The sequence below is a fragment of the Streptomyces europaeiscabiei genome (assembly GCF_036346855.1).
GTDB lineage: Bacteria > Actinomycetota > Actinomycetes > Streptomycetales > Streptomycetaceae > Streptomyces > Streptomyces europaeiscabiei.
This window is the reverse complement of sequence record NZ_CP107841.1, coordinates 4360922-4383462: the sequence shown is the minus strand read 5'-3', so window position 1 is coordinate 4383462 and position 22541 is coordinate 4360922. Positions and strand designations below refer to the sequence as shown.

The following is a 22541-nucleotide window of genomic DNA, read 5'->3' as shown; positions in this document are numbered from 1 at the left end:
TGGGCGAGGGCTTCTCGCGCAGTTCCCCGCGACCCTTGAAGGCCGGGGGCGCCCTGCGCTTTTGAGGGGCGCGGGGAACTGCGCGACCAGCCCTCACCCACCGCGGACAAACACGGTCCCCCCGCAGCGCACCACACGCGTCCGTGACAATGGGGCCCGTGACGAATCATGAGGAACCCGAACAGCACGGTTCGCTGCTCCTCGACCAGCAGTTGTGCTTCGCGCTGTACGCGGCCCAGCGCGCGGTCACCGCCGCGTACCGCCCGCTGCTCGACGAACTCGGCCTCACCTACCCGCAGTACCTGGTCATGCTCTCCCTCTGGGAGCGCGGCGAGACCACCGTCAAGGAACTGACGGGCGCCCTGCGGCTCGACTACGGCACGGTCTCGCCGCTGCTGAAGCGGCTGGAGTCGGCCGGGCTGCTGAGCCGGGAGCGGTCGCTGCGGGACGAGCGTTCGGTGCGGATCGCGCTCACCGGCCGCGGCGAACAGCTCCGCGACCGTGCGGCGGCCGTCCCCGCCACCCTCGCGGCCGCCACCGGGCTGCACGCCCCCGAGGTGACCCGGCTGCGCGAGGAACTGTGGCAGCTGACGGCACGGGCGACGAAGGCGGCAGGCCGCTGAGCGGGCGAGGCCGACCGGCGGGTCGCTCGCCGGCGGGTCGCTCGGCGGTCGGCGGTGACCTTGTGTTACCCGTGGTTACTACCCCCTGGTAACCGCTCTCCCCTACCGACCGGTACCTTGTGCACGATGTATTCGTGCGCGCCTGTCCTGGGGAGGCCACGCGCTCGTCCTGGGGGAGGCCAAGGGAATGACTGACGACGCCGTGGTGGGGACCGGACCCGGTACCAGTTCCAATGCCGGTACCGATGCCGGTGCCAGTCCTCATTCCGGTCCCGACACCCGTACCGACACTCGTCCGACGAAGATCATGTACGTCGCCGAGGCCACCGCGCACGGCGGCCGGAACGGCTACATCAGCAGTCAGGACGGCCAGATCGACCTCAAGGTCGCGATGCCGCCGGCCATGGGCGGCGACGGTGACGGCACCAACCCCGAGCAGCTGTTCGCCGCCGGGTACAGCTCCTGCTTCCACAACGCGCTGGTCCTCGTCGGCCGCCGCGCCGGCTACGACCTGACCGGCTCCACCGTCGCCGCGAAGGTCGGCATCGGCCCCAACAAGCAGCGCGGCTACGGCCTCGCCGTGGCCCTCAGTGTCTCCCTCCCGGTCATCGACCAGGACATCGCGGCCAAGCTCGTCGACGCGGCCCACCAGGTCTGCCCGTACTCGAACGCGACCCGCGACAACATCGAGGTCACGATCCTGCTGGGCTGAGAAGGGCTGAGAAGGGCTGGAGGGGCCTGGAACGGCCCGGAGGGGCTGCCGGCGGCGAAGGGCTGCGGCGGCCTCGGGCGGGGGAATCCCGGGCCATGCCTGCACGTTGCATCCGTCGTCGCGGCGAGTGGTCGTGGCGAGTGAACGGACAGCAAGGAGCGCCGACGTGGACGTGAACGGCACAGTCGCCGAGGGCTTCGAGCCGGTCAGGGCCGCGTTCGTACGCAACTTCGAGGCGCTCGGCGAGCGGGGCGCGGCGGTGGTGGTCTACCGGCACGGGCGCAAGGTCGTCGACCTGTGGGCCGGCACCCGGGACGTCGACGGCGACGAGCCCTGGCAGCAGGGCACCGCCCAGATCATGCGCTCGGCGACGAAGGGCGTCGCCGCCGCCGTACCGCTGATGCTGGCCGAGCGTGGGGAGCTGGACCTCGACGCGCCGGTGGGCCGGTACTGGCCGGAGTTCAAGGCGCACGGCAAGGACCGCGTGCTGGTGCGGCACGTGCTCAACCACCGGGCCGGGCTCCCGGTCCTGGACCGTCCCCTCACCCCCGCCGAGGCGCTGGACCCGCGCCGGGGCCCGGCGGCCGTGGCCGCGCAGACCCCCGCCTGGGAGCCCGGCACCGACCACGGCTACCACCCCCTGACGTACGGCTGGATGCTCGACGAACTGGTCCGGCGCGTGACCGGCCGGGGGACGGGCGAGTGGATCGCGTCGGACATCGCCACCCCGCTGGGCCTGGACGCCGGCCTGTGGCTGGGGCTGCCGGACTCGGTGGCGGCGGCCGGCCGGGTCGGCCGCGCGGGCCGTCTGGAGTCGGCGCCCGAACCCACGGGCGGGCTGCGGGTGCGCGCCAGGCGTTCGGTCACCGAGGCCTACGACGACCCGGACTCCCTCACACGCCGCGCCTTCGCCGCGATCACCCCGTTCCCCGACCAGAACGACCCGGCGTACCGGGCCTCCGCCCTCCCCGCGACCAACGGCATCGCCACGGCGGACGGCCTGGCCCGCTTCTACGCGGCGCTCATCGGCGAGGTCGACGGCGTACGGCTGTTCGGCCCGGCGACCCTGGAGGCCGCCCGCGCCGAGGAAGCCTCCGGCCCCGACCGCGTCCTCGTCATCAACACCCGCTTCGGCCTCGGCTACATGCTCCACGGCACCGCCTCCCCGCTGTTCGGCGCCGGCTCCTTCGGCCACCCCGGCCGGGGCGGCCCCCTCGGCTTCGCCGACCCCGACACCGGCCTCGCCTTCGGCTACGTCACGAACGGCTACCGCAAGACCGTGACGGCGGACCCGAGGGCGCAGACACTGGTGAAGGCGGTGCGGGAGGCGCTGGGCTAGAGGGCGCCCGCGCCCTCCAGGGGTGCGGGGCCGTGTCGATGGGCGGCTCCGTCGCGTGGGCGTGACCAGCCGCGTAGCCACGTACGACCGCGGCCGCCGAACAACAGTCGTCCCGAGCTCAACAGTCGTCCCGAGCGCGAGCTGCCGGGCTGCCGGGCTGCCGGGCGCAGATGCTCACCGCGAAGCGCGGCCGTCACGGGTGAGCGGCCGGACCGGCCCAGGGCTCCCCCGCTGGTGTCCTGGCCCGATCCCGGAGTTCCGGACGGCCGCACTCCGCGGCGGCGATCACCAGGATGCGCGGAAATCCGGCCAATGTCGTTGGCTGACGGTCCACTGTTACTTGGCAACGCGTCCACTGTTCGACCACCGGCGCGGCAGCGACCCGGATGCCGAGGCCGGGCGAGCGGGTCTCGCCCACCGGCGCGAGCAGGGCGCCGCCGCGCCCACCCCGGGCCGCCCCCGGCGGCACGACTGCCCGCGGCGCGGGGTACGGCCACGAAGACGCCGACGCCGGCGTCGCGGCGGGGCGTGGCCGAGGCGGGTGGGGTGGGCGCGGTGGTTGCCGGCGTCCTGGGTCAGAGCGCTATCGGGTGCGACGTGCGGCCCGATGCCTCGTCTATCTCGTCGTGGGCCTTGGTGAGGAGCTTCATGGCGAGCTCGTTCAGGGCCCTGGCCCCGGCTATCTCCTCGCCGACCCGGGGCTGATGGGAGTCGGTCCGGTGGCGGCTGGCGTAGCCGTTCGCGCGTACCTCCTTCCCGTCGGGGAGCCGTACGAGGGCCGCCGCCCGTGTGCGCTGATCGTCCTCCTGGAACTCCAGCTCGATGTGCCATCCGACAGCCGTTTTCATCATGACGGATCACCTCCGGAATCGCTCTTTCCAGAGTGCTCCTCCGCGCCCGTGGACGCACGGCCTGCCGGGCCCCCGCCCCGCCTATCCGGTCCTCATCCCGCCTATCGGTCCCCGTCCCGCCTATCCGGCCCGCAGCATCAGCCCGATGCCCACCACCAGCAACCCCGCAGCCACGATCCGAGGCGCCCCGAACCGCTCCTTGAAGAACACCGCCCCGATCGCCGCGCCCACGATGATCGACATCGTTCCTGGGGCCGAGACGCTTGACTGGTCGCTCCGTTTCGAGGTCGGCGGTGCCCCTGTCGGGCGGGCTTGCCGGGCTTCCCTTCAGGAGCGTGAGTGGCTGCCGGGGACGGTGGCACACCCGACGGGATGCGGAGCGATCCGTTCCGGTAGTCTGTGCCGCCCTACACGCCAGGGGGGATTGTGCGGACGAAGACGATCACCGCTGCGCTGTGCCTGTTCATGGGTGCTGTCGCGGTCGGTTGTGCCGACGTCAGTGACACGGCTGGCACGTCTGACACGCGCTCCGCCGACCAGTTGCTCGGCGAGGCCGATCGCGCCATGAAGGCGCTCACGTCGGTGACCGTCGTCTGGGATGTCACCTCGACCACCACCGGCAATCGATCTACTGGCCGCTTGACGACCGATCTCAAGACCAGATGCACCTTGAAGTCGACCGCGTCCTATGTCTCCGATGTGGCGGAGATGGAGCAGATCCGGATCGGTGAGACGGACTACATCCATGCCAACGACATGTACCGCGAAATGTGGGGCCGGAAGACGGTCCCAGCGATGCGGAGCAAACCCTGGCTGAAGAGCCCCGTGAGCGCGGCGAGGGGAGCGGACAACCTGGCCGACTGTGCGTGGCGGTTTTTGTCCCCCTCGTTGGGCAAGGCGACCAGGGACAACCCGACCGAGCTCGACGGTGAGCCGGTCATCCCTGTGCGAGTGACGGACGACGAAGTCGAGGGGGGCGTCCACACCTTCTACGTGGCCGCCGAGGGCGAGCCGTACCTTCTGGGGGTCGACTACAAGGACCCTTACTTCCCCCGCGTCACGAGGTTCAGCGCCTTCAACGACCGAGTGGACATTCAGCCCCCTCCGGCGGGCGATGTCCTGGATCTGAGCAGTCTGCCGGCGGACGGGTCCTAGCCGCGCCGGCCACGCTCCGGCCTCCGGAAGTGGCACGAACGGCACCATCACGAACCCGATCAGCGCCCCGCCGCCGGATATCAGCGTGAAGCCGACCAGCTTGTCCGTGATCTTGTGGGCGATCGCGTTCCAGCCGGCGTGGGTGACCGCGGCGAGCAGCACCGCCGCGGTGACGACCGGCGTCACGCGTTCGGCTCGCGGACGCCCTCGCCGGCCTCCCGGACGTCGACCAGGGTGGCGCCCGCGTGCGCGATCAGCGACTTGGGGTCCATGGGGAAGACGGTGTACGGGGTGCCGGCCGCCGCCCACACCGTCGCGTGGTCGAGGAGCGAGCGGTCCGCCAGGACGCGGGTCCTCGTCCGGTGGCCGAAGGGCGGGACCCCGCCGATCGCGTACCCGGTCGCCTCCCGTACGACGTCGGCGCGTGCCCGGGTGACCTTCGCGGCGCAGAGTTCACGCCGGACCAGTTCCACATCGACCCTGGACGCGCCGTCCATGAGCACCAGCACCGGGACGCCGTCCGCCGCGAAGATCAGCGACTTGCAGATCTCGCTCAGCTCGCAGCCGAGGGCGGCGGCCGCCTCCGCCGCGGTCCGTGTGGCGTCCGGGAACCGGCGGATCCGGGTGTGCAGTTCGCCCAGACCCAGCGCGGTGAGCGCCTCGGCGAAACGGGGGTGGGCTCCGGAGCCCTCGGTGTCCTGCGCGACGTTGGTCATGCGGGGCACGGTAGTGGTGGGTGTACTGGCCATGCGAGTGGGTTGTCGAGGCGGTGGGGCGGGTGCGGGTCCGGTGGGGGCTCGTCGCGCAGTTCCCCGCGCCCCTGAAAGACCAGGCCCCTGCGGGCCTGAAAGACCAGGCCCCTGCGGGCCTGAAAGGCGACCGGGCCGGCGGGTCTGAAGGTGACGGGTCGGCGGTCGTGAAGGTGAAGGGCCGGCGGTCGTGAAGGTGAAGGGCCGACGGTCGTGAAGGTGAAGGGCCGGCGGGTCTGAAGGCGACGGGCCTGCGGTCCTGAAGGTGACGGGCGACGAGCCTGAAGGTGACGGGCCGGCGAGTTCGAAGGTGACGGGTCGGCGGTCGTGAAGGTGAAGGGCCGGCGGGTCTGAAGGCGACGGGCCTGCGGTCCTGAAGGTGACGGGTCGGCGGTCCTGAAGGTGACGGGTCGGCGGTCCTGAAGAGCACGGGGCGCAGCCCCTGCTTTTCAGGGGCGCGGGGAACTGCGCGGCCAGCCCCCACCGGACCCGCACCCGCCGAACATCCCATCCAGCCACAGAGACGGCACTGGACCGACCGATCCGTTTCGCTGACGATCGGGGGATGACAAGAACCCCGCCCGCCGACGGCACCCGCGCCTTCCTGATCCTGCACGGCTGGCAGAACCACCGCCCGGCCGCGCACTGGCAGCACTGGCTGGCCGACCGCCTCACCGACCTGGGCCACGAGGTGGCGTACCCGCAGCTCCCGGAGGCGGACGACCCGGACCTGGAGCGGTGGCTGGCGGAACTGGACGCGCTGCTGGGGGAGTTGGCGGGCCGGCGGATCACGGTGATCTGCCACAGCCTGGCCTGCCTGCTGTGGCTGCACGCGGTCGCGCGGGACGACGTGCTGTCCGGCCCCGTCGACCGCGTCCTGCTCATCGCCCCGCCCGCCCCCGAAGTCGTCCTGGAGCACCCGGAGATCGCCGAGTTCGCCCCGCCGGAGCTGAGCCCCGCGCGACTGGCCACGACCGCCTCGTACACCCGGGTCGTCGGCAGCGACAACGACCCGTTCTGCCCCGGGGGCGCGGCCGCGACGTACGCCGAACCGCTGGGCCTGCCCGCCGACGTACTGCCGGGCGAGGCCCATCTCGACCTGGACGCGGGCTACGGTTCCTGGCCGTCGGTGTTCGACTGGTGCCTGGACCAGTCACCCGAGTCGTACGAGAAGACCCCCGTCCACGGCCGTACGCCACTCGGCTGAGGGGGCGCGAGGACGGGCGGCCCGCCCTGAGCGCGGTGCTCAGCCCCCGCTGCCCGCCTTCAGGAGCGCCGCCACGATCGGGCCCGCCGACTCGCTGCCGTGGCCGCCCTGTTGGACGACTCCGGCGGAGGCCAGGTCGCCCTTCCACGCGGTGAACCAGCCGTTGGGCTCCTTCTGGCCGTCGACCTCGGCGGAGCCGGTCTTGGCGCCGTAGTCGGGGCCGAGGCCCGACATCGCCTCGGCCGCCGTACCGGCCGCGGCGGTGTACCGGAGGAGCTCGCGGAGCTGGGAGCGGGCCGTTTCGGACAGGGGCCGGGAGGCGGTGGCGAGGGTGCGGCCGTCGACGGACGGCGCGACCAGGTAGGGCTGCTTGAAGACGCCCGTCTTGGCCGTCGACACCACGGACGCCATGTTCAGCGGGTTCATCCGCACGCCGCCCTGGCCGATCAGCGAGGCCGCCATCGGGGCGTCGCTCTGCACCGGCACCGCGCCGTCGAAGCTGGGCACGCCGATGGCCCAGTTGTTCAGGCCGAGCCCGAAGACCTGCTGGGCCTCCTGGGTCAGGGAGTTGTCGTCCAGCTTCTTCGCCTGGGAGATGAAGGCGGTGTTGCAGGAGCGGGCGAAACTCGCCTTGAACGTGCCGCCCTTGATCGTGAACTTGTCGTCGTTCTGGAACTTCCAGCCGCCGTACGACGAGAACTTGGGGCACGGGTGGACCTTGTCGGCCGAGGCCAGGCCCTTGTCGATGAGCAGCGCCGACGACACGATCTTCATCGTGGAGCCGGGGGCCAGGGAGCCCTGGAACGCCACGTTGAAGCTGCCGGAGTTCGCCGCGGCCAGGATCTCGCCGGTCGAGGGGCGCATCACGACCACCGACGCCCGCTGCGTGGCCGCCACCTTCGCCTCGGCGGCGGCCTGCAGCGACGGGCTGAGCGTCGTCCTCAACTCCCCGGGAGTGCCCTCGCTCAGCTCCAGCAGCGTCTTGTCTGCGGCCTTCTCCTTGCCGGACTTGCCGGACGTGCCGGATTTCAAGGACTTGGTGGAGTTCTCGGACGCCTCGGGCGACTCGGACGAATCGGAGGTGCCGGACTTGGCGGACTTGCCGTCCGACCCGTCCTGCGCCGGGTCCGCCCGGACGATCCGCAGCTCGACGCCCGCCCTGCCGCCCGCCTTCTTGCCGTACTTCTCCCGCAGACCGTCCAGCACCGAGCCCAGCGACGGGTACTTCTTCGTCGTCAGCTCGCCGCCGTCCCGGTCGAGGGCCTTCACCGGGGGCGTGCCGGCCTCACCGGTCACCAGCCGGTCGCCCTCGTCGAGGTCCGGGTGGACGACGGACGGCTGCCAGTCGACGACGGGTTCGCCGTCCTTCTCGGCCCGTACGACGGTGAGGGCGGACGCGTAGGTCAGCGGCTTCTTTGCGCCCTTGTAGGCGACCGTGCCCTTCACCGTGAACGGCACCTTGTCGCCCGCGCGCTTGCCGCGGGTCAGGGTGACGTCCTTCACATGGGCGTCCTTGGTGAAACCGGTCAGCGCGGCCTTCGCGGCGGCCGAGTCGTCCGTGGCGGCGGCGGCCTTCGTGACGGTGCCCTTCTGCCAGGCGGTGAGGAACGCGGTCGCGGCCGTACGGACCTCGGCGGAGGACAGGGGCCCGCTCTTCACGGCCTCGGCGTCGGCCGAACCGTCGTCGGCCGACGCGCCGGCACCGAACACCGTGTACACGGCGACCGCGCCGCCGCCGAGGGCCGCGACCGCGACTCCGCCCAGCACGAGGTGCCGCCGTGACCTCCCCGACTTCGCGGCCTTCCGCTCGTCGACACGCCTTCTCTTACCCACGCTTACCCACGCTTTCGACCTTCCGCTGCCCTCGACTGCCTCTCGTCCCTCAACGAGAACCACCACACTAGAGTCCCGCGGATCACTCCGTGGGTTTGGCCGGGAGTTCGTCCGTGGGTGGGCGGGGGCTGCTCGCGCAGTTCCCCGCCCACGCGAAAAGCGAAAAGCAGGGGCTCAGCCCCTGCTTTTCGCTTTTCGGTCCGCAGGTCCGGTCTTTGTCTTTCAAGGCGCGGGAACAGAGGCGAGCAGGGGCGCGGGAACTGCGCGAGCAGCCCCGCCCACCCGCGGGAACTCACCCCCCGGCTTTGAGCACATCCACCACGATCGGACCGGCCGCCTCACCGCCGCGGCCACCGCCCTCCGACATCGCCGCCGCGGCCACGTCCCCGCGGAACCCGGTGAACCAACTGTCCGCCACGGCCTGCCCGTCGATCTCCGCGGAGCCGGTCTTGGCCCCGATGTCGCCGCCGAGATCGGACATGACGGTCTCGGCCGTCCCCTGAGTCGCGGTCAGCCTCATCATCTGCTTCAACTGCGACGAGGTACCGGGCGACAACCCCTTCGCCGTGGCCAGCTTCCGGTCGTCCAGCTTCGGCGACACCAGATACGGCTGCCGGAACTGTCCCGTGATCGCCGTGGACGTCACCGACGCCATGTTCAACGGGTTCATCAGGACGTCACCCTGGCCGATCGCGTTGGCGGCCCGGTTCGGCCCGCCGGAGGGCGGCACCTTGCCGTCCATGGAGGCGATGCCCGTCTTCCAGTCGTCCCGGCCGATCCCGAACCGCTCCTGCGCCTCCTCGGTCAACGACGCGTCGGTCAGCGGCTTCTCGTCGATCAGCTTGATGAAGGCCGTGTTGCAGGACCTCTCGAAGCTGTTGGCGAGCGTGGCGCTCGGCGTCTCGTTCGCCTTCATGCCCGGCAGGTTCTTGAAGGTCTGGCTCATCCAGGTGGCCGTGTCGGGGCAGGGTGCGGGGCCGTTCATGGAGGTCACACCGTTGTCGATGAGCATCGCGGCGGTGACGATCTTCATCGTGGAGCCGGGCGGGAGTTCCCCCTGGAAGGCCGCGTTGAAGCCGTCCCCGCGGTGGTTGGCGACGGCCAGCACCTGACCGGTGCTGGGCTGCAGGGCGACCACGGACGACTCGGCGTACTTCTTGACCGCCTGCTCGGCCGCCGCCTGCGTCCGCGCGCTGATCGTGGTCTCCAACCTGCCCGCCTTACCCTTGGCGAGGGTCAGCAGGGTGGTGTCGCCGGCTTCCGTGGTGGTGTGGCGGATGCCCAGCTCGATGCCGGGTGTACCGCCCGCGTCGGCGCCGTAGCGTTCGCGCAGGGTGTCGAGGATCGGCCCGAGGGACGGGTACTTCTCCTTGGTCAGCACCTTGCCGTCCCGGTCCACGGCCTCGATGGGCGGCGCCGCCGCCTCCCCGGTGAACAGCGTGTCGCCGGCCTTCAGTTCGGGGTGCACGACGGAAGGCCGCCAGTCGACCAGGGCCCGTCCGGTCGTCTTCCCGCGCACGACGGTCAGCCGGCTCTTGTACGAGAGTTCCTTGCTCTTCCCCTCGTACGCCACGTTCGCCTCGACGGAGAACGGGACGGTCCGGCCGCCGGTCCCGGTGGGCTTGCCCGGCGCGATCCTCACATCGTCGATCCGGGCGGTGCCGACGAAGCTGCCGAACACCTTCCCCGCGTCCACGGCGTCGTTCGTGTACGACGACGCGGTGGCCGAGTCGCCCTTCTCCCAGGCCGCGAAGAACTTCTCCGTCGTCTCCCGGACCTCGTCCGCGCTCGGCGGCCCGGTCCGTTTCTCCGCGCTCCCACCGTCCCCGTTGAGCGCCGTCACGAAGTTGTACCCGCCGTATCCGGCACCCCCCACCATCGCCGCGAACACCCCGCCGACTATGGCGACCTTGACCCCCTTGCGCATGACGCGAATCCCCCTTTGAACGCGTTCAGAAACCGCTTGCCGAGGCTCACTGTAAACACGCCGACGTAACGCGTGGGAAAAATGCTTCCTGTGTGTGCCCTGATTGTTAGCCCAGGAAGCCCGGCAAACCGGATTCAGGCCATCACACCCGGGTATCCGGCCATTCGCGACCACGGTGGCGACGGACCGTTCCTCTGGGGCGCCGATGCGATCCGTTTGCAGTGGCCCAGCCACCGATGCCGGCCCCGACACGAGCAGTCCCGCGGACAATCCCGCGGGCGCGGGTGACGGCGTCGCCGGGATGCAGCCTCCGGGACGGAAGTGCACGGTGGTACAGGGGGTGTGTCTGTTGGAGGTGATGAAAATGCGACGCCTGTCCACCTGTGTGACTCTGGTCGCCTCTCTCGTCCTTGCGGGAGGCGCGGCCGTAGCGGTACCGCAGAACGCTCAGTCAGAGGCGCCTCGCGCCATGGCGGTGAGAAGTGCGGCGCTGCCTGAGAAGCTCGTCGCCCACGGCTCCCAAGACGTTTGCAACTTCACCATCCAGAGGCCGACGCTGAGGGTCGGGTCGTCAGGAAGCGCTGTCCAGCAGGCCCAGTGCTACCTGAACGAAGCCATGACAGGCGCCAACCTGGACCTGGACGGGGACTTCGGGCCGGTCACCAATGCGGCGACGAAGCGGTTCCAGCGCTGCGCAGGCATCACCGTGGACGGGACCGTCGGGGCCCAGACATGGTCGTTCCTGGTCTTCTGGGCCAACTCGACGGCCAGCGTGTGCTGATCACCGGTGTCACGAGGGTGCGGCCGCCGGCCGCACCCTCGTGGTTCACGCACTCGTGGTTCACGCACTCGTGGTTCACGCACTCGTGGTTCACGCACTCGTGGTTCACGCACTCGTGGTTCACGCACTCGTGGTTCACGCACTCGTGGTTCACGCACTCGTGGTTCACGCACTCGTGGTTCGTCCGCCGGGCTAGACCCAGGTGTCCAGCCACATCCGCGACCGCCAGCTGTCGATCGGGATGGGCTGGCCGGTGTAGATGGGCCAGAAGTAGATGAAGTTCCAGGCGATCAGAAGGACCAGGACGCCGGCGCCCGCCGCGCCGGCGACGCGGCGGCGTTCCGGTGCGCCGGGGGGACCGAGGATGGCGCCGATCATCATGGTGACGGCGAGGCAGAGGAAGGGGAGGAAGACGACGGCGTAGAAGAAGAAGATCGTGCGCTCCTGGTACATGAACCAGGGGAGGTAGCCCGCGGCGATGCCGCAGGCGATCGCGCCGGCGCGCCAGTCGCGGCGGAAGAACCAGCGCCACAGGACGTAGAGGACCGCGAACGCGGCGGCCCACCACAGGAGAGGAGTGCCGATGGCGAGGACCTCGCGGGCGCACTTGTCGGCGGTATCGGTGGCGCAGCCGTCCTTGCCGGGTGACGGCGACTCGTAGAAGTACGAGACCGGGCGGCCGACGACGATCCAGCTCCACGGGTTCGACTGGTACGTGTGCGGGGACGACAGCCCGATGTGGAACTCGTAGACCGCGTGCTCGTAGTGCCACAGGCTGCGCAGCCAGTCCGGCAGCCAGCTGAACCAGCCGCCCTTGCCCTCGGTCACGGCCCAGTTGCGGTAGTAGCCGCCGGTGCCGTCGTCCGGGGAGAGGATCCAGCCGGTCCAGGAGACCAGATACGTGGCGATCATGACCGGGACCGTGGACAGGAACGCGAGGCCCAGGTCGCGCTGGAGCACGGCGATCAGCGGCTGGCGGGCACCGGCGACCTTGCGGGCCGAGTAGTCCCACAGCACCGCCATGACGCCGAAGAACACCAGGAAGTACAGGGCGTTCCACTTGGTGCCGAGGGCCAGGCCGAGACAGAGGCCGGCCAGCCAGCGGTAGGGGCGCCAGCCCAGGCGGGTCGTCTCGGCGATGAGGGAGTGGGGGCGTACTACTCCTTCGCCGTCCGGGGGGAGCGCGTCGGCCAGTCGTCCGCGTGCTCGGTCGCGGTCGATGACCAGGCAGCAGAACGCGGCCAGCACGAAGAACATCAGCACCTGGTCGAGCAGCGCGGTGCGGCTCATCACGAAGTGCAGGCCGTCCACCGCCATCAGCGTGCCCGCGAGGCAGCCGAGGAACGTCGAGCGGAAGATCCGGCGGCCGATCCGGCAGAGCATCAGCACGGAGAGCGTGCCGAGCAGGGCCGTCATGAAGCGCCAGCCGAACGGGTCGAACCCGAACATCAGCTCGCCCAGACCGATCACGTACTTGCCGACCGGCGGGTGGACCACGTACGCCGCTTCCGTCGGGATCGGCACGTCCCCGTTGTTCTGGAGGATCAGCTCGTTGGCGTTCTTGGCCCAGTTGACCTCGTACCCGCGATGGACGATCGCCCACGCGTCCTTGGCGTAGTACGTCTCGTCGAATATCACCGCCTTGGGGCTGCCCAGGTTGTAGAACCGCATCAGCCCCGCGAACAGCGTCACCAGCAGCGGACCGCCCCACGCCGACCAGCGGGCCAGGCGCGTCGCGACCTCCTCGCGCAGCCCGAGCACGGCCACGACGCGCGGGCTCGGCCGGGTGTACGGGGGCACCAGCCGGGTGCGGACGTCGCCTCTCCGGGGCGCCGCGTAGCCGAATCGGCGCAGGCGGTGCTGCCACGACGGCCGGTGCTCTTCGGTGGCCTGGTCCTGCCGGGTGTCCGTGGAGGACGCGGTACTGGTCACCGCGCCATCGTAGGGAACACCGCTGTGGGAGTCCCGTGGGAACGGAATGTGGGTCGTGGGGCGTGGGGTGCCTTCCGGGCGTGGGGATGCCTGCGCCGCGGTGTCCGCGGGCGGGGCGCGGCTGGTCGCGCTCACCCGGTGGAGCCGCACATCGGCACAGTCCCGCGGTCCCTTCGGGGGCTTCGCCCCCAGGGGGTGGTGGCTGGGAGGATGGGGGTGTGACAGGAATCCTTGTGTTGGCAGGTACCCCCATCGGTGATGTTGCGGATGCGCCGCCCCGGCTCGCCCAGGAGTTGGCCGGTGCGGACGTGGTCGCCGCCGAGGACACCCGGCGGCTTCGGCGGCTCACCCAGGCGCTGGGTGTGCAGCCTGTCGGGCGGATCGTCTCCTACTTCGAGGGCAACGAGGCCGCGCGTACACCGGAGCTCGTCGAGGCACTGGTGGGCGGCGCCCGGGTGTTGTTGGTCACGGACGCGGGGATGCCGTCGGTCTCCGACCCCGGGTACCGGCTCGTCGCCGCCGCCGTGGAGAAGGACATCCGCGTCACTGCCGTCCCCGGGCCTTCGGCCGTGCTCACCGCGCTCGCGCTGTCCGGGCTGCCCGTGGACCGGTTCTGCTTCGAGGGGTTCCTGCCGCGCAAGGCCGGAGAGCGGCTGGGGCGGCTGCGCGAGGTCGCGGAGGAGCGGCGCACACTCGTGTACTTCGAGGCGCCCCACCGCCTGGACGCGACGCTCGCGGCGATGGCCGAGGTCTTCGGCGCGCAGCGGCGGGCCGCCGTGTGCCGTGAGCTGACCAAGACGTACGAGGAGGTCAAGCGGGGCCCTGTCGGGGAGCTGGCCGAGTGGGCGGCGGCCGGTGTGCGCGGGGAGATCACCGTCGTGGTCGAGGGGGCGCCGGAGAAGGGGCCGGAGGAACTGGACGGGGCGGAGCTGGTGCGGCGGGTTCAGGTGCGGGAGGAGGCGGGGGAGCGGCGCAAGGAGGCGATCGCCGCGGTGGCGGTCGAGGCCGGGTTGCCGAAGAGGGAGGTCTTCGACGCGGTGGTGGCCGCGAAGAGGGCTGCGCCGTAGGGGGTGGGATGCGTTTTCGGGTGCGGGTCCGGTGGGGCTTCCCGCGCAGTTCCCCGCGCCCCTGGAGGACCATGCCCTGCGCCGCTGGAAGACCAGGCCCCGCGGGTCTGGACGACGACGGTTTCCGGCCAGGGTCTGGACGACGACGGTCCCGCGGGTCGGCAGGACCAGGCCCCGCGGGCTTGAAGGACGATGGCCCTGCGGGCCCTGAAGAACAACGGTCCTCGGCGCTGTTGGGCGACGGTCCTCGGGCCGCAAAGCGTGGGGCGCGGCACCTGCTTTCAGGGGCGCGGGTAACTGCGCGGGAAGCCCCACCGGACCCGCACTCCGCGACGCACAACGCACGCCCCTGTGCGCCGCGAACGAGCCCCCACGCCCCATGCCCTGGCAAAGCTGAGCAAAGCACAGCCCTCGCACAGACGGCCTTCCCACAAGGGAGGGCCAAAACGGCTTCAACAGTCGGCAGGTGGGGTGCACTCCAGGTCCGCCGAGGAGTCAACTGGGTGCTGAGGACGTACTCGTCCTCACCGTCCAGCGGACCAGAGGAGCTGGCAATGACCGAGATCGCAGAGCGGACCGTCCTGCGGGACACCGCCACCGCCGTCGTGCACGAGTCGTACTCGTTCGCCTGCATGCACTGCGGGCACGGCTGGGAGCAGTCGTACGAGATAGAGCACCACAACGACGCCCAGGGACGCGACTTCGTGATGTACGTGGCCGACGGCCAGGTCGTGCCGTCCCCGCTGTCGAGGCCCGCGTGCCAGAACTGCGACGGTCATGTCGTACGGATCATGCGGGCGGGCCAGGTGTCGTCGGTCCGGGACGCCGAGCGACGGCGGCACGTGCCGAAGCCACGCCCCGTGGCGGCGGACGCTGAGACCTCGGACGCGGTGGACCACAAGGAGCACCACCACTGGCACCTGGCCGACCTCCTGCACCCGTTCCACCGCAAGGCGAGCTGACCTCCCCCCAGCGAGCCTGGAGGACATGCCCCGATCGTGCGATTCGTAGGATCGGGGCATGCCTTCGAACGACTCCGGCAACGCGTCCGGCAAGAACGACAAGAACGCCGCGCCCCCGCTCCCCGAACCCCTGCGGGTGCCGGTCGCGGATTCGCACACCCATCTGGACATGCAGTCCGGCACGGTCGAGGAGGGCCTCGCGAAGGCCGCCTCCGTGGGGGTGACGACGGTCGTGCAGGTCGGCTGCGACATCAAGGGCTCGCGCTGGGCCGCCGAGACCGCCGAGCGGTACGAGGCCGTGCACGCGACGGTCGCGCTGCACCCCAACGAGGCGCCGCGGATCGTGCACGGCGACCCGGACGGCTGGTCCCGGCAGGGCGCGCGGACACCCGGCGGTGACGCGGCGCTCGACGAAGCGCTCGCCGAGATCGACCGACTGGCCGCGTTGCCACAGGTCAAGGGGGTCGGGGAGACGGGGCTCGACTACTTCCGGACCGGGCCGGAGGGCAAGGCCGCCCAGGAGCGGTCCTTCCGCGCGCACATCGAGATCGCCAAGCGGCACGGCAAGGCGCTGGTCATCCACGACCGCGACGCCCACGACGACGTGTTGCGGATCCTGAAGGAGGAGGGCCCGCCCGAGCGGACCGTCTTCCACTGCTACTCCGGCGATGCCGACATGGCCGCCGTGTGCGCCGAGCACGGCTACTTCATGTCCTTCGCCGGGAACATGACCTTCAGGAACGCCCAGCCGCTGCGCGACGCCCTCGCCGTCGCGCCCCTCGAACTCGTCCTCGTCGAGACCGACGCGCCCTTCCTGACGCCCGTGCCGTACCGCGGACGGCCCAACGCGCCGTATCTCATTCCGGTCACGGTTCGGGCGATGGCCGCGGTGCGGGGGATCGGCGAGGACGCGCTGGCGACGGCGCTCGCGGCGAACACGGCGCGGGCGTTCGATTACTGACCGGTCACGTTCTGTCGGCCGTCCGAGGGACCCAAAAAGATGATCAGCGGCCCGTGTCGCGACACTGCGTGACCACGTTGCTTTGGAGGGTGACCGGAGTCCGCTAGGTTCACGTCGCCCGACCCGGACCCGGATCCCCTCTGGAGCGTGTCGTCGTGAGCAACGTGCAGTCGTCGTCGTACGAGACCTATGGCCCTGCGGACGGTACGAGTTGGCAGCCTGCCTCGTACGACACCGGGACACAGCCGTACGACACCGGGACGCCGCCGTATGACGTCCGGACGCAGCCGTACGCCGCCGCGACGCCGCCGTTCGAGGCCGCGACGCCGCCGTACGAGGCCGCGACGTTGCCGTACGGGGTCTACGCGGACACGTACCGGCCCGCCTATGAGGACCGGCCCGCCTATGAGGACCGGCCCGCCTATGAGGACCGGCCCGCCCGTGAGGACCGGCGCGCCCGTGAGGTGCCGGAAGAGCTGAACCCCGAGCCCGCCGGGCCGGTCGGTGGCGGGCGGGGCGGCTCCCGGCGGGCCGTGCGGCGCGGGCGGTCCGCCGGAAGGCCCGGTTCGCTGCGGCGGCTGGTGCCGCAGGCGCTGGTGGTGGCGTTCCTCGCGGGCGGGACCTCCGCCTTCGTGGCGAAGGACAAGGCGATCGAGCTGACCGTCGACGGGCGGCCGCGCACGCTGCACACCTTCGCCGACGACGTCTCCGAGCTGCTCGCCGACGAAGGCGTCGCCTTCGGCGCCCACGATGTCATCGCCCCCGCCCCCGGTACCGCGCTGAGCAGCGGTGACGAGGTCGCCGTGCACTACGGGCGGCCCGTCGACCTCACCCTGGACGGCCGGCCGCGCAAGGTCTGGACGACCGCCCGCACGGTGGACGGGGCGCTTCAGCAACTCGGGGTGCGTGCGGAGGGCGCGTACGTGTCGACCTCGCGCTCCCGGCGCATCGGGCGTGAGGGTCTGGAGCTGGACGTCCGTACCGAGCGCACCGTCACGATCATGGCGGACGGGCGGACGCGGACGATCCGGACGAACGCGGCGACCGTGGGGGAGGCCGTGGAGCAGGCCGGGGTCACCCTGCGCGGGGAGGACACCACCTCGGTCGCGTGGTCGAGCTTCCCCCGGGACGGGCAGACGGTGACCGTGCTGCGGGTGACCGGGTCCCAGGAGGTCCGCGAGGTGCCCATCCCGTTCCGGGTGCTCCGCACCGAGGACCCCTCGCTCTTCCGGGGCACGGAGGTCGTCGAGCGGGCCGGTCACCCGGGCACCCGCCGGATCACGTACGCGATCCGCACGGTCAACGGGGTCAGGCAGCGGCCGCGGCTGCTCCGCACGGAGGTCGTGCGTGAGCCGCAGGACCAGCTTGTGAAGGTCGGGACGAAGGCGATGCCGACGTCCGTGGCCGGGGCGGAGGGGCTGAACTGGTCCGGGCTCGCCGCGTGCGAGTCCGGGGGGCGGCCGAACGCGGTCGATCCCTCCGGGACGTACGGGGGGCTGTATCAGTTCGATACGAGGACCTGGCAGAGCCTCGGCGGCAGCGGTCGTCCCCAGGACGCCTCCGCAGGCGAACAGACCCTCCGCGCGAAGAAGCTGTACGTCCAGCGGGGGGCGAGTCCCTGGCCCCATTGCGGGGCCCGGCTGCGGGGGTGAGGGCCGCGTCGGGGGGCGGGGTCCGGGTGCGTCGGCGAGTGCGGGTCCGGTGGGGGCTGGTTGCGCAGTTCCCCGCGCCCCTGAAAAACCAGGCCCTGCGGGCCTGAGGAGCGGTGGCCCTGCGGGCCGAGAAGCACGGGGCGCAGCCCCTGCTTTTCAGGGGCGCGGGGAACTGCGCCAGCGACCACACACCACCCGCACACGCCGACGCACCCGCACCCCCGACCCCCAGGGCGCCCACGAACCGGGGCACAGCCCCCGCCCCGTACCCTTGTGCCGTGAGCAGCCCCCCCGACGCCCTACTGGGCCCCACCGACGTCCGTGAACTCGCGGCAGCGCTCGGCGTGCGCCCCACCAAACAGCGCGGCCAGAACTTCGTGATCGACGCGAACACGGTCCGCCGGATCGTGCGGACCGCGGACGTCCGCCCGCAGGACACGGTCGTCGAGGTCGGCCCGGGGCTCGGCTCCCTCACCCTCGCCCTGCTGGAGGTGGCGGACAGGGTCACGGCCGTGGAGATCGACGACGTCCTCGCCGCCGCGCTGCCCGCCACCATCGCCGCCCGCATGCCCATCCGCGCCGGCCGTTTCGCCCTCGTGCACTCGGACGCGATGCAGGTGACCGAGCTTCCCGGCCCGGCCCCCACGGCCCTCGTCGCGAACCTTCCCTACAACGTCGCCGTCCCCGTGCTGCTGCACATGCTCGAAACCTTCCCCACCATCGAGCGCACCCTCGTGATGGTCCAGGCGGAGGTCGCCGACCGGCTCGCCGCCGGGCCGGGCTCGAAGGTGTACGGCGTGCCGTCGGTGAAGGCGAACTGGTACGCGCAGGTCAAGCGGGCCGGCTCGATCGGGCGGAACGTCTTCTGGCCGGCGCCGAACGTCGACAGCGGGCTCGTCTCGCTCGTCCGCCGGACCGAGCCGGTCAAGACCACCGCCGCCAGGCGGGACGTGTTCGCGGTCGTCGACGCGGCCTTCGCCCAGCGGCGGAAGACGCTGCGGGCCGCCCTCGCCGGGTGGGCCGGATCCGCGGCCGCCGCCGAGGCCGCCCTCGTCGCCGCCGGAGTCTCCCCGCAGGCCCGCGGGGAGTCCCTGACGGTCGAGGAGTTCGCCGCCATCGCCGAGAACCGCGTCACCGAGGACGCCACGGACAGCAAGACCGACCACAGGACCGACAGCAAGACCGACCACAGGACCGACAGCAAGACCGACAGCAAGACCGACAGCAAGACCGACAACAAAACCGGCCACAAGACCCACAACGAGGAGCCCCGTCAGTCGTGAGCGTCACCGTTCGCGTCCCCGCCAAGGTCAATGTGCAGCTCGCGGTCGGCGGTGCCCGGCCCGACGGCTTCCACGACCTGGCCAACGTCTTCCTCGCCGTCGGGCTGTACGACGAGGTCACCGCCACCCCCGCCGACGAACTGACCGTCACCTGCGAGGGCCCCGGCGCCGACCAGGTCCCCCTGGACCGTACGAACCTCGCCGCGCGGGCCGCGCTCGCGCTGGCGGAACGCCACGGCATCGAGGCCGCCGTGCACCTGCACATCGCCAAGGACATCCCCGTCGCGGGCGGTATGGCCGGTGGCAGCGCGGACGCGGCAGGCGCCCTCCTGGCCTGCGACACGCTGTGGGGTACGAACGCCTCGCGCGAGGAACTCCTTGACATCTGCGCGGAGTTGGGCAGTGACGTGCCGTTCGGTCTGGTGGGTGGGGCGGCTCTGGGGACGGGGCGGGGCGAACAGCTCCAGCCCCTCGACGTGGGCGGCTCGTTCCACTGGGTGTTCGCCGTCGCCGACGGCGGCCTCTCCACCCCCGCCGTCTACCGTGAGTTCGACCGGCTCCACGCCCACGACACCGTCCCCGAGCCCGTGGCCTCCCAGGTGCTGCTGGACGCGCTCGCCAAGGGGGACGTGGACGCGCTCGCGGCCTTCCTGCCGGGCTCCAACGGCCTCCAGCCCGCCGCCCTCTCGCTCTTCCCGAAGCTGGCCGGCACCCTCGCCGAGGGCCTCGCGGCCGGCGCGCTCGCCGCGCTCGTCTCCGGCTCCGGCCCGACCACGGCCTTCCTCGCCCGGGACGCCGACGCGGCCCGCACCATCGCCGAGGGGCTGCTCGCCTCCGGCACGTGCGGGGCGGCGAGGGAGGCCGTCTCACCCGCGCCGGGGGCGACCGTCGTCCGACAAGCCCAAGCCTAGGTACTCAGACGTGAGTTGAGTACGTGAGCGCTGACGCCCACCCGGGCGCCGGCGCGACCGTACTCCCATGAGCGCAAGCGTGAGTGCGAGCGAGCTCGCCGCCACCACCCCGTCCACCCGTGACCGGTACGTCGACCTGCTCCGCGTCGCCTCCCTCGGCACGGTCGTCCTCGGCCACTGGCTGATGGCGGCGGTCACGACCGGCGGCGGAGGCAACGGCGGCGGAGGCAACGGCGGCGGGGGGAACGGCCAGGTCGAGGTGGGCAACCTCCTCGCCGTCGAGCCCCGGCTGCAGATCCTCACCTGGGCCCTGCAGATCATGCCGGTGTTCTTCTTCGTCGGCGGTTTCTCGCACGCCCTCTCCTACCGCTCGCTCAGCCGAAGGAGTACCGGCGAGGGGGCTTCCGTCTACCCGGCCTTCCTCCGGGCCCGCCTCCAGCGGCTGCTGCGGCCCACCATGGTGTTCATAGGGGTGTGGGGCGCCGCCGCCGTCCTCCTCCAACTCGCGGGCCTGGACGGCGGACTGCTCGACGTGGCACTGCGGCTGGTCGCGCAGCCGCTGTGGTTCATCGGGATCTATCTCGCGATGGTCGCCTTCACCCCGCCGCTGCTCAAGCTGCACGAGCGGTTCGGGTGGGGCGCGTTCGGGGCGCTGGTCGCGGCCGCCGGGGCTGTCGACGTACTGCGCTTCGCGTTCGACGTGCCGTTCGTCGAGTTCCTCAACTTCGCCTTCGTGTGGCTCGCGATCCACCAGCTCGGATTCCTGCGCGCCGACGGGCGGTTGACGCGGCCGTACCTGCTCGCCGGGGCCGGGCTCGCGGGGGCCGCGCTGCTGGTGGCGTACGGGCCGTATCCGCTGTCGATGGTCGGGATGCCGGGCGAGAAGGTGTCGAACATGGCGCCGCCGACCTTCGCGCTGCTGTGCCACGGGCTGTGGCTGGTCGGCGCGGTGGAGTGGCTGCGCGGGCCGGTCGGGCGATGGCTGCGGCGGCCGAAGGTGTGGCGGGCGGTCGTGGCGGCCAACGGCATCTCGATGACGGCGTTCCTGTGGCATCTTTCGGCCATGCTCGGGGTGTACGGCGTGCTGCTCGCCCTCGGTGTCGACCTGCCCGCGCCCGCGTCGGGTGCCTGGTGGGCCCAACTGCCCCTGCGCATCGCCGCCGCGACCGTCCTCACCGCGGTCCTGGTCGCCGCCTTCCGGAGCTTCGAACGCCCTGCCGCAGGGCCCGCCGTTCGGCCGTCCCGAGTGAGTGGTTCGCGCAGGTCGGGTGCGTATTCCGGCCCTGCCGCCGCCCTGGGGGCGACCCTGTGTCTCTTCGGTGTGCTGGGGCTCTCCATGGTCGGGTTCGGCGGGCTCTTCGAAGGACGCTCGGCCCTGCTGATCGCCGTCCAGGTGACCGCGCCGACGGCGGTGGCGATGACGCTCGCCGGGTGGGGACTGGTGGAACTCATTGGTCGTGGCGAACGGTCAAGTGCCTGACCGAGGTGGTCCGGTGGAGGAAATGTGCAGGTCAGGCATTGGTTTGACGTACCCCTCAGTTTGTAATCCACGCCACAGGAATTTAATGTTCGGTGAAATCCCCTCTGGCCCCTTTTGGTGGGGTCTGCCCGTCGTGTTCGGGTGGCATGATCTCGATCCCCGGTGTCTCGTTACCGGCGGTACTTCCCGTGCGCGTGGTGTCGTCCCCGCGGCGGGCGAGAGGGGTTCCTCATGGGACACATGGACCACTTCAGCGCCGGATGGGTCACCCCCGTCCTCTCCTACGTCATGGCCTGCGTCGGCTCCGCGCTCGGACTGCGCTGCACCGTCAGGGCACTTGAGGCCGAGGGCGCCTCGAAGCGGAACTGGCTGACGCTGGCCTCGTTCGCGATCGGCTCGGGCATCTGGACCATGCACTTCGTCGCGATGATGGGCTTCGGGGTGGAGGGGACGCCCATCCGCTACGACGTTCCGATGACCGTGCTCAGCCTGGTCATGGCGATCGCCGTCGTCAGCGCCGGTGTCTTCACCGCCGGTTACGGCCGCTCCCGGGTCCGCGCGGTGGCCTTCGGCGGCCTCGGCACCGGGTTCGGCGTGGCAGCGATGCACTACACCGGCATGGCCGCGCTCAACCTCCACGGCGAGATCGGCTACAACCCGTCCCTCGTCATCGCCTCCGTGGTGATCGCCGTGGTCGCCGCGACCGCCGCGTTGACGCTCACGCTGATCGTGCGGGGCGGGGTGCTCGCCGCGATCGCCGCGCTCGTCATGGGGCTCGCGGTCAGCAGCATGCACTACACCGCGATGTACGCCGTCACCATCGACCTCGCGCCCAGTACGGCGCAGTTGGCGGGGGCCACGGCCACGGAGTTCCTGTTCCCGCTGGCCGTGTTGCTGGGGTCGTTCCTCTTTCTGACCTCGGCGTATGTGGCGCTGTCCCCGACGGGGAAGCGGGCGGAGTCGTCTTTCGCCGATGAACTGCTGCGTGAGGTCGAGCTTTCGACCGCGTGAGCGTCGGCGCTCCGCTCGGAGCGCCGTTGTCACCTGCGGGCCGGTGGGGGCTGGTCGCGCAGTTCCCCGCGCCCCTTCGGGGTGCGGTAGCCCCTGTCCCGAAGA

At 71.3% G+C, this 22541-nt stretch carries 19 protein-coding genes and 2 pseudogenes; 14 read left to right on the top strand and 7 right to left on the bottom strand.

What is annotated here, in order from left to right; all coding sequences use genetic code 11:
• Positions 1-149: 149 nt before the first annotated feature.
• The 3 genes from OG858_RS18870 to OG858_RS18860 all read left to right on the top strand — a co-directional run bounded on the left by OG858_RS18870 (position 150) and on the right by OG858_RS18860 (position 2674).
• On the top strand, positions 150-623 hold the full coding sequence (locus OG858_RS18870; RefSeq protein ID WP_086751921.1) for a MarR family winged helix-turn-helix transcriptional regulator: 474 nt from the start codon (positions 150-152) through the stop codon (positions 621-623).
• A 187-nt stretch (positions 624-810) separates the two neighbouring features.
• A complete protein-coding gene (locus OG858_RS18865; RefSeq protein WP_406196923.1) occupies positions 811-1335 on the top strand; it encodes an organic hydroperoxide resistance protein in 525 nt (174 codons plus the stop codon).
• Positions 1336-1501: 166 nt separating this feature from the next.
• A complete protein-coding gene (locus OG858_RS18860; protein ID WP_086751924.1) occupies positions 1502-2674 on the top strand; it encodes a serine hydrolase domain-containing protein in 1173 nt (390 codons plus the stop codon).
• 575 nt (positions 2675-3249) lie between these two features.
• Here OG858_RS18860 and OG858_RS18855 read toward each other — a convergent pair.
• Together OG858_RS18855 and OG858_RS18850 are read right to left on the bottom strand one after the other, a co-directional pair.
• The gene (locus tag OG858_RS18855; RefSeq protein WP_086751577.1) at positions 3250-3525 is read right to left on the bottom strand and encodes a DUF1876 domain-containing protein; all 276 of its coding nucleotides are present in this window, start codon (positions 3523-3525) and stop codon (positions 3250-3252) included.
• Positions 3526-3645: 120 nt separating this feature from the next.
• Positions 3646-3771: pseudogene (locus OG858_RS18850) on the bottom strand (EamA family transporter); the annotation flags it as partial.
• Between the two features lie 180 nt (positions 3772-3951).
• On the opposite strand from OG858_RS18850, the gene OG858_RS18845 reads away from it, so the two are divergent.
• Complete coding sequence (locus OG858_RS18845; protein ID WP_179201319.1) at positions 3952-4680, top strand: hypothetical protein; 729 nt, start codon at positions 3952-3954, stop codon at positions 4678-4680.
• A 6-nt stretch (positions 4681-4686) separates the two neighbouring features.
• On the opposite strand, the pseudogene OG858_RS18840 reads toward OG858_RS18845, so the two are convergent.
• Positions 4687-4866: pseudogene (locus tag OG858_RS18840) on the bottom strand (EamA family transporter); the annotation flags it as partial.
• Positions 4863-5396, bottom strand: a complete 534-nt coding sequence (locus OG858_RS18835; RefSeq protein WP_086751583.1) for a YbaK/EbsC family protein — start codon at positions 5394-5396, stop codon at positions 4863-4865. The gene OG858_RS18835 and the pseudogene OG858_RS18840, both read right to left, overlap by 4 nt.
• Positions 5397-5994: 598 nt before the next feature.
• Here OG858_RS18835 and OG858_RS18830 point away from each other — a divergent pair.
• Positions 5995-6636, top strand: coding sequence for an RBBP9/YdeN family alpha/beta hydrolase (locus OG858_RS18830; RefSeq protein WP_319069115.1), 642 nt, complete (start codon positions 5995-5997; stop codon positions 6634-6636).
• Positions 6637-6675: 39 nt separating this feature from the next.
• On the opposite strand, the gene OG858_RS18825 is transcribed toward OG858_RS18830, so the two are convergent.
• Both OG858_RS18825 and OG858_RS18820 read right to left on the bottom strand, forming a co-directional pair.
• Positions 6676-8469 (bottom strand): penicillin-binding transpeptidase domain-containing protein, encoded by a 1794-nt coding sequence (locus OG858_RS18825; protein ID WP_319069114.1) that lies wholly within the window; start codon positions 8467-8469, stop codon positions 6676-6678.
• 292 nt (positions 8470-8761) lie between these two features.
• A complete protein-coding gene (locus OG858_RS18820; RefSeq protein ID WP_327724205.1) occupies positions 8762-10396 on the bottom strand; it encodes a penicillin-binding transpeptidase domain-containing protein in 1635 nt (544 codons plus the stop codon).
• 205 nt (positions 10397-10601) lie between these two features.
• Here OG858_RS18820 and OG858_RS18815 point away from each other — a divergent pair, with 205 nt between their 5' ends.
• Positions 10602-11177 carry a peptidoglycan-binding domain-containing protein gene (locus OG858_RS18815; RefSeq protein WP_086754146.1) on the top strand — a complete coding sequence of 192 codons (576 nt, stop codon included), beginning with the start codon at positions 10602-10604 and terminating at the stop codon, positions 11175-11177.
• Positions 11178-11369: 192 nt separating this feature from the next.
• Here the strand turns inward: OG858_RS18815 and OG858_RS18810 are convergent, their stop codons facing one another.
• The gene (locus tag OG858_RS18810) at positions 11370-13109 is read right to left on the bottom strand and encodes a dolichyl-phosphate-mannose--protein mannosyltransferase (protein ID WP_319069111.1); all 1740 of its coding nucleotides are present in this window, start codon (positions 13107-13109) and stop codon (positions 11370-11372) included.
• A 218-nt stretch (positions 13110-13327) separates the two neighbouring features.
• Here OG858_RS18810 and rsmI point away from each other — a divergent pair, with 218 nt between their 5' ends.
• From rsmI to OG858_RS18770, 8 genes are all read left to right on the top strand, one after another.
• Positions 13328-14176: a 16S rRNA (cytidine(1402)-2'-O)-methyltransferase gene (gene rsmI / locus OG858_RS18805; protein WP_319069110.1), complete on the top strand. Its 849-nt coding sequence runs from the start codon at positions 13328-13330 to the stop codon at positions 14174-14176.
• 554 nt (positions 14177-14730) lie between these two features.
• Positions 14731-15138, top strand: coding sequence for a hypothetical protein (locus OG858_RS18800; protein ID WP_319069109.1), 408 nt, complete (start codon positions 14731-14733; stop codon positions 15136-15138).
• A gap of 58 nt (positions 15139-15196) precedes the next feature.
• Positions 15197-16099 carry a TatD family hydrolase gene (locus OG858_RS18795; protein ID WP_086754222.1) on the top strand — a complete coding sequence of 301 codons (903 nt, stop codon included), beginning with the start codon at positions 15197-15199 and terminating at the stop codon, positions 16097-16099.
• A gap of 155 nt (positions 16100-16254) precedes the next feature.
• Positions 16255-17751, top strand: a complete 1497-nt coding sequence (locus OG858_RS18790) for a ubiquitin-like domain-containing protein (protein ID WP_328544698.1) — start codon at positions 16255-16257, stop codon at positions 17749-17751.
• Between the two features lie 278 nt (positions 17752-18029).
• Positions 18030-19034, top strand: a complete 1005-nt coding sequence (rsmA, locus tag OG858_RS18785; RefSeq protein ID WP_327724202.1) for a 16S rRNA (adenine(1518)-N(6)/adenine(1519)-N(6))-dimethyltransferase RsmA — start codon at positions 18030-18032, stop codon at positions 19032-19034.
• Positions 19031-19945 carry a 4-(cytidine 5'-diphospho)-2-C-methyl-D-erythritol kinase gene (locus tag OG858_RS18780; protein ID WP_327724201.1) on the top strand — a complete coding sequence of 305 codons (915 nt, stop codon included), beginning with the start codon at positions 19031-19033 and terminating at the stop codon, positions 19943-19945. The genes rsmA and OG858_RS18780 overlap by 4 nt, the downstream gene beginning before the upstream one ends.
• Positions 19946-20012: 67 nt before the next feature.
• Positions 20013-21425 carry an acyltransferase family protein gene (locus OG858_RS18775; RefSeq protein WP_328544699.1) on the top strand — a complete coding sequence of 471 codons (1413 nt, stop codon included), beginning with the start codon at positions 20013-20015 and terminating at the stop codon, positions 21423-21425.
• A 231-nt stretch (positions 21426-21656) separates the two neighbouring features.
• Positions 21657-22436 carry an MHYT domain-containing protein gene (locus tag OG858_RS18770; protein ID WP_086753897.1) on the top strand — a complete coding sequence of 260 codons (780 nt, stop codon included), beginning with the start codon at positions 21657-21659 and terminating at the stop codon, positions 22434-22436.
• The last annotated feature ends 105 nt before the right edge of the window (positions 22437-22541 follow it).

Excerpts from the sequence above, each read along its gene's own strand:
- OG858_RS18855 (WP_086751577.1), bottom strand. The coding sequence starts at position 3,525 with ATGATGAAAACGGCTGTCGGATGGCACATCGAGCTGGAGTTCCAGGAG.
- OG858_RS18820 (WP_327724205.1), bottom strand. The coding sequence starts at position 10,396 with ATGCGCAAGGGGGTCAAGGTCGCCATAGTCGGCGGGGTGTTCGCGGCG.
- OG858_RS18800 (WP_319069109.1), top strand. The coding sequence starts at position 14,731 with ATGACCGAGATCGCAGAGCGGACCGTCCTGCGGGACACCGCCACCGCC.
- OG858_RS18865 (WP_406196923.1), top strand. The coding sequence starts at position 811 with ATGACTGACGACGCCGTGGTGGGGACCGGACCCGGTACCAGTTCCAAT.
- OG858_RS18835 (WP_086751583.1), bottom strand. The coding sequence starts at position 5,396 with ATGACCAACGTCGCGCAGGACACCGAGGGCTCCGGAGCCCACCCCCGT.
- OG858_RS18770 (WP_086753897.1), top strand. The coding sequence starts at position 21,657 with ATGGGACACATGGACCACTTCAGCGCCGGATGGGTCACCCCCGTCCTC.
- OG858_RS18815 (WP_086754146.1), top strand. The coding sequence starts at position 10,602 with ATGCGATCCGTTTGCAGTGGCCCAGCCACCGATGCCGGCCCCGACACG.
- OG858_RS18830 (WP_319069115.1), top strand. The coding sequence starts at position 5,995 with ATGACAAGAACCCCGCCCGCCGACGGCACCCGCGCCTTCCTGATCCTG.
- OG858_RS18870 (WP_086751921.1), top strand. The coding sequence starts at position 150 with ATGGGGCCCGTGACGAATCATGAGGAACCCGAACAGCACGGTTCGCTG.
- OG858_RS18795 (WP_086754222.1), top strand. The coding sequence starts at position 15,197 with ATGCCTTCGAACGACTCCGGCAACGCGTCCGGCAAGAACGACAAGAAC.
- OG858_RS18775 (WP_328544699.1), top strand. The coding sequence starts at position 20,013 with ATGAGCGCAAGCGTGAGTGCGAGCGAGCTCGCCGCCACCACCCCGTCC.